This is a genomic window from Pseudomonas sp. (assembly GCF_030147005.1).
GTDB lineage: Bacteria > Pseudomonadota > Gammaproteobacteria > Pseudomonadales > Pseudomonadaceae > Aquipseudomonas.
Genome location: NZ_JASLAW010000190.1, coordinates 22,570 through 28,677 on the forward strand (window position 1 = coordinate 22,570; position 6,108 = coordinate 28,677).

5 protein-coding genes are annotated in these 6,108 nt (G+C 54.1%); 2 read left to right on the forward strand and 3 right to left on the reverse strand.

Features of this window, described 5'->3' with window-relative positions; translation table 11 throughout:
• Nucleotides 1-33: 33 nt before the first annotated feature.
• A complete protein-coding gene (locus tag Q1V60_RS17725) occupies nucleotides 34-633 on the forward strand; it encodes a LysE family translocator (RefSeq protein WP_300632960.1) in 600 nt (199 codons plus the stop codon).
• Between the two features lie 280 nt (nucleotides 634-913).
• Nucleotides 914-1,381, forward strand: a complete 468-nt coding sequence (locus Q1V60_RS17730) for a hypothetical protein (RefSeq protein WP_300632962.1) — start codon at nucleotides 914-916, stop codon at nucleotides 1,379-1,381.
• Between the two features lie 60 nt (nucleotides 1,382-1,441).
• Here Q1V60_RS17730 and Q1V60_RS17735 read toward each other — a convergent pair whose 3' ends face one another.
• From Q1V60_RS17735 to Q1V60_RS17745, 3 genes are all read right to left on the reverse strand, one after another.
• Nucleotides 1,442-3,709 (reverse strand): autotransporter outer membrane beta-barrel domain-containing protein, encoded by a 2,268-nt coding sequence (locus tag Q1V60_RS17735; protein ID WP_300632964.1) that lies wholly within the window; start codon nucleotides 3,707-3,709, stop codon nucleotides 1,442-1,444.
• Between the two features lie 211 nt (nucleotides 3,710-3,920).
• The gene (locus Q1V60_RS17740) at nucleotides 3,921-5,921 is read right to left on the reverse strand and encodes a hypothetical protein (RefSeq protein ID WP_300632966.1); all 2,001 of its coding nucleotides are present in this window, start codon (nucleotides 5,919-5,921) and stop codon (nucleotides 3,921-3,923) included.
• On the reverse strand, nucleotides 5,918-6,108 hold a 191-nt coding region (locus Q1V60_RS17745; RefSeq protein WP_300632968.1), incomplete at its 5' end, for a hypothetical protein. The genes Q1V60_RS17745 and Q1V60_RS17740, both read right to left, overlap by 4 nt.

Here is a 6,108-nt window from a genome sequence, read left to right on the forward strand (position 1 = left end):
CTCCATCGATTGGTTTACCGGAGTCTCCCCGCTATGCAGTCCACGTTGCTACCGTTCATGCTGTTCGCTTTCGTCGCCTCCATCACGCCCGGTCCCACCAATATCCTGGTGCTGAACAACAGCGCCCGTTACGGCTTCAAGGCTGCGCTGCCGATCGTTTTCGGTGCCTGCATGGGGGCTTCGGGGATTGTGCTGTTGGTGGCTTCAGGGGTGGGCCAGTCATTGGTGCGGTTTCCCGCAGTGGAGAACGCGATGCATTGGGTTGGCTCGGCCTGGTTGAGCTACCTGTCATGGCAGATCTTTAACGCCGCGCCGCAAACCATGGAGTCGCATTCGCCGCAAAAGCGCCTGGGCCTGCTCGGCGGTGCGGGTTTGCAGTTGATCAACCCCAAAACCTGGATGATGGCATTCGCTGTGGTCAGTACATTCGCGGGGGATGGCGCAGATAGGCACAGCCATGTGGTGCTCCTGTCACTGATATTTTTACTGATTTCCCTGCCCTGCCTCGGCGTTTGGGCATTGCTGGGGGCGGGATATGGTCGGGTACAGCTGTCCACGCGAGCAATGGTTTACTTCAATCGTTGCATGGGGACCTTGCTGTTGTGCTCGACATGGGCCAGCGCTTTTAGCTGAAAACTGGATAACCCCAACCATAAAATTCATGAAAAAAACAGCACTTTAGCCCCCTCCAGGTAAAGACAAGATGCCCTACCCAGCACATGACGACTCGCTCATACAACGTTGCTGCCGGCAGGTAAATGCGTAACCTGTCGGATCAATCATTAATAGTGCACGCTGTATACTGTCAGTTATTACAGTATACAGCGCGCGTGTTCTGCTATCTCATAGATAAGCCAAGGCTTATGGCAACCCCGATATTTTCGCCTCGCTCATCCCTAATGGAGCCGCAGTCATGTCAGCAAACACTGCAACGCTAACTCAGCACCAACAACAGGTTTTATACCCTCAACCCTTCATCGCGTCCGGAAGTTTTACCACCACCGTTGACTCGAACATTCTTCCGATCGATACAAGAGAGATTACGCATAACGTTGAATACAAAATTTACACAGTTACTGGCCGCTATGCAGACCCCCTGAACAAGTCGGTGAGAACAGTTACTATCGAATTTGCGGACGATACACCCGCAGGCACCGTTTTCGATTTGGAGAAAAGCGAGTTCACCAAAACCAGGGTGTGGTTTTCCGTGCATTCAGATATCAATAAATATTCCGTACGCGTGATCAAAGGCACACTATCCATTCAGCAAATAGGCAACACAAACCAACTCCATATTGCAGGCGCCTGCACGGGCGACACGGAGAGAACACCCTCTGGAAGAATCCATCAGATGGTCATCAATTTTGACCTTCATAATTGATATAACCAGACCAAAAAAAGCCCATACGATGCAATATGGGCTTTTTTTTTCGAGCGTTAGTTACCACATGTAGCGAACGCCCACGTTGGCGCCCCAAGGCTGTTCAACCTTGCCGCCACTGCTGTGCTCAAGGTCTGCGTGCAATTGCAGGTTTTTCGACAATTTGACCGCCATACCCGCGCCGAACTCAGCACGGGAGCCTGACAGATCGTTGTTGAACACGTTGTTATTTACCGACACCTTATTGTTATTGGCAAACTCATGCACCATTGCGGCTCGCAGGTAAGGCTGTATCACACTCCCGCTGTCGAGCTGGATATCTCGTCCTACGGTCGCGCCGGCCTTGGCCGTTATCGAGCGAGTGCGCTCTCCCTTGGCTTGCAAACCGTTATCCAGATTGTAATTGGCGCCCTGGATAACAACGGTGGACATCTGAGCGTAAGGCTCGATAAAGAAGCCGTCGTCCAGCTTGATATTACGACCGAACTCCGCCGATAAGCCGCCGCCGGTGTTGCTGTACTTACCCTTGGACGAAGTGCCGTCACTCAGGCCTACCTTGGACTCATTCTGGAACCGGTTGACCTTGGCCACCGCGTCAAAGTACAAGCCACTTTCTTCGTCCAGCCAAGTCGCGTAGGCACCCAGGTAGTAACTCTTCACATTCCCGGATGTGCCGCGCTTGAGGTTCAGGTTGGAGGTACTGTGACCCGCCATCACACCTACCATCCACTGACTGTCGGCCAACGGCGTATCGGCGCCCAGGGTAAAGCCCTGCTGATTCTGGCTGTAGCCAATTCCGGTGCTGTCGGAGACTTCGTATTTATTACCATAACCACGGATCCAAACACCTGCCTGGCCAGGCTCGAAACGCAGTTCACCCATACGCGTACGCAGTGAAGTCGCCTCTCCGTACCATACGGTCGGTGCGGTGTTGAACAGTGCCAATACCGAGCGGGTACCTGGACTGATCACGCGATTGTTCGGATCGAGGAACCAGTCGGTGCCTTCCTTTTTCAGGCCGTAGGAATAAGCGCCAACGTCCACTAAATCGCCCTGCAGGGAGAATTTCGCGTCTCCGCCGCCGGTGTGCACGATGCGAATTTCCTCTGGGTTGACCGGCTCGGCACCGCTGGCTGCCAGCAACAGGCTGTGATTGCCGTTGGCCTCGCCTTCAATGTTCAGGAAGTCAGTGATGCCACGAGCAAAATCGGTGCTCATCACAAATGTGCCATTACCGTCGAGGCTTTTCAGGTCCAACTGATAAAACGCGTCAGTACCTGCGAACTTGACTGTTCCGCCTGCCAGGTTCAAGGCACCCACCTGGCTGTCACCGGTCAATTCCCAAAAGGACTGGTCGCCTATGTTGAGGCTGGCGACATTCTGCAACTGGCCGGTCAGGCCGGCCTGGTTCTGCAGGTTTAAGTGCGCCGTGCTGCCCTCTTCGACAATGACATTACCGTGCAAACGGCTGTTGTCGATATTCATGTTCGCCGTGGCACCGTCATTGACTTCCAGCAATGTGCCATTGCCACCGGTCAGGGTCGAGCCATTACGCACATCGATGTCAACCGTCGGGACCCGTCCCGGGCGACCTTCGACAACAATGGCAGAGCCAGTGCGACCTTCAACGTGCGAGTTGTCCAGCGCCAGTTTGCCCACCTCGGCGTTGTTCAACTGGTTGGTCATGACGACGCCGTTCTTTCCACCAATCAATCTGCTTTGGCTGGCGGTCACTAACGCGCCGCTGTCCAGGCGAACACCAAAGCTATCCGCTCCAGTGCCCTCCACCAACGTGTTCTGGTTGAAGTGCAGTGCGCTGTTGCCTTGGGCCGTGGCCCCACCCGCAGCACCTTTCACGACGCTGTTGAATACTTCGCCAACCCCACCCTGGGACGAGCCCGCGCTCTGGAAAGCCTGCAATCCGAAGTTAGAATGACTGATCACCGTGCTGTCGGTAATGACCGCAGTACTGTCATCCAGGCGTACGGCAGCCCATACCGGGTTGCTCGACTCCACATGCGCGCCCGTCAGGCTGACGGTAGAACCCTGAGTAGCGCGAATATCATCAACCCGGCTTCCGGCATTTACGATCAAGGCCGAGTCGTTGACCTCGATACGGTGTGCGCGAGCAGCGTTGAGTGTCAGTTCGGACTTCAGATCAAGCTGCCAGTCATTGAACGTTTCGCTGGAATCGATCGTCTTGCTTTCGCCAATCAAATGGCCTGCCTGTGCCGTACCTTGAACAGTAGCGAACATAAGCAGGGTCATTGTTGGGGCGGTCATCATCGCACTCAAGGGCTTGAGTTTGAAATTGGTTAATCTATGCATGGTTGTTCACTCTCAGAGATAGGGCCTGGGGAAAAAAGGCATGGCTCGTTCCCGAGGAATGAAGCCTTACCTGTGCGGCGCAGAGAGTACGGATAGAACATCCCAAACACTGTAGGATTTATCTTAATGGTGAGGCTGAATAGGCAACTTTAAGGCACAGAAATAAGAAAGGGGAGCAACGCTCCCCTTGTCATGTCAACGTCTATACGCCTCAACCTCGGGGAGCCGGTACCGGTGTCCCGTCACAAAAGACATGAGTGGTCCCCAACGCAACACGTGTATTCGATAGTTCACCGCGTCCGGTCACACCGTTATTTAAAACAGTGGAGTAATTGGCATCGCAATTCCCCAGGGGTGCCTTATCCAGATAACCCTTGTAGTCGATTTCGAATGTGATGCCATGATCGATATCATCCTGAGTAATGTTCGAGTGAGTCAGCGTTTTCGGAAACGGCCCGGGTGGAAAGTTGCTGTATGTATTGTTGAGAGTCAGTACCAGCGTCAACGACCCGTTGAGCGCCATACTCGAATCGCCTGGTACATAAATCTCACCATAAAGAACAGGAGGGCTCCCCGGGATCACAGGGGTTCGCTCTTTCATCGAGCTGCAATCCCAACGATTGTTGGCAGCGTTGCGATTCAAAAATTCGGCCTTGGCTAATATCACCGACACAGCATCCCGCACGTCGACGTCGGTGTGCGGAGATTCATTTTCGTTGGTCGTGGCCGACGGATCGATGACCAGGTACTTGATTTTCTTGATGTTGTTACCGTGGCGGGCAACCACGTCCCAGTCGATGTTGAACGAAAAAGTACTGCCACCCACCGCCGAACCGATGGGGAACGTCCCTACCCGCTCGTTTTCCCAAAGAAAAATGATCGACAGCCCTGAGTGGGGGGCCGGGGTCGTCCACAACACGATATCCACACGCACTTGCTTATCGGCATGTTCAGGCAGCAACACATCCGGCGTGGTCGAACCCTCCCCAAATACGTGCGCTTGATTAAGGTTGGGGTTTGGCGTGCCAGGGCCTCCAGGGTTTTCAGGGCCTGCGACCGACAGGTCGAGCCGAATGGTTTTTTGCGAGGAATCATACAAGATGCCGTTACGCGAAATTCGGTACCTTACAATCACCGACTGCGGCCCGATCGTAGTCTGTGTATAGGAAGCCTCGAACTGAGCTTTCATCCCATTGAATATTTGTGGGAACGTATCGAAAATCGCACCCAGACCACTCCACGCCTGCGTGCCCACCTGCACTTCGAGACGATCGAGCGTCGGGGAGTGATTGGCATAGGACGTGACCCAAATCTCAGGGTCCAGCAGCCAATCGGCGATATCGATCAAGTCATCGGTGCTTGCACCCTCCGGCGCGGGTGCCAGCGGTAAATAAGGCTCGCCTGGCACGGGATCGGCGATCAATTTCACCTCACGCTGCTCGATGAACGAGGGGCGGCTGACATTACCGGCCCTGTCTACGATGACGTAAAACGCACTGTAATCGCCACTCATATCGATCGACGCACGCGGCAGAAAAAAGGTATTACCCGTCTGAAGCATGGGGATACCGCCAGGTGGACTCACAATGTCCTGAGGGCGCGGAAACATCACCGGGCTCCAGTAGAAAATAATGAAGTCTCCCGCTTGCCACTGCCCCGGCGGCTGAACGAAGGAATTGTCCGGAATCTGGAACATTACTCCTCCGTGCGTCGTCAGGTAGGCATCGTCGATAAACGCAGTGGCAGGGAGATTGGTCGGAAAAATGACGGCGTTGGGCTGCTCACGAAAGATCAGATCGGCGTATGGCGGAACGAGGTCCCAAGTCAAACGTCCAGGGTTGGAAATGTCTGCTGCACCGCCTGGAAAACCGCCGAAGTCACGGTATTGCAAGCTTCTGGTCTCAAAGAAACCGTGGCGAAACCCGCCGGGTGGCGGAGCATACAAGATATTGAATCTGTCAGGTATTGGAATAGGGGTAGCGCTCAACTGCTCCGGCCCGGCGACCTTACGCCAGACCGGTGAAATTGCCTGAAGATCCATGAGCTCCACTTCGAACCAGTCATCGTAATCCGTCAAGTCACCGGTTTTACATTCAAAAGTGATGCCGACCGTCGCAAGGTTGGCCGGTATCGTACCGGTTGCGTTGTCGAGGGCCTCTGCAATTGTAATGGCTGCCGGGTTAGCGTTGGGTGCCACGGGATTGCTGCTCATTTGAAGATCTCCACTATCGTTTGATATAGGTTTCTTACGCACATCCATTGGTTCGCCAGATCAATTCGACGGCCCAGCGAATGTTCATTTTCCGGCTCCTGGCAATACCCTTTCCGCCGACTGATTTTCGGCACCGCCCTTGAGCTCAAGCTTGCATTTTCAATCACTTCGAAATGGCTAATAGCGT

Bases quoted from the DNA above. Each gene is read 5' to 3' on its own strand.
- Q1V60_RS17725 (WP_300632960.1), top strand. From the start codon at position 34: ATGCAGTCCACGTTGCTACCGTTCATGCTGTTCGCTTTCGTCGCCTCC.
- Q1V60_RS17730 (WP_300632962.1), top strand. From the start codon at position 914: ATGTCAGCAAACACTGCAACGCTAACTCAGCACCAACAACAGGTTTTA.
- Q1V60_RS17735 (WP_300632964.1), bottom strand. From the start codon at position 3,709: ATGCATAGATTAACCAATTTCAAACTCAAGCCCTTGAGTGCGATGATG.
- Q1V60_RS17740 (WP_300632966.1), bottom strand. From the start codon at position 5,921: ATGAGCAGCAATCCCGTGGCACCCAACGCTAACCCGGCAGCCATTACA.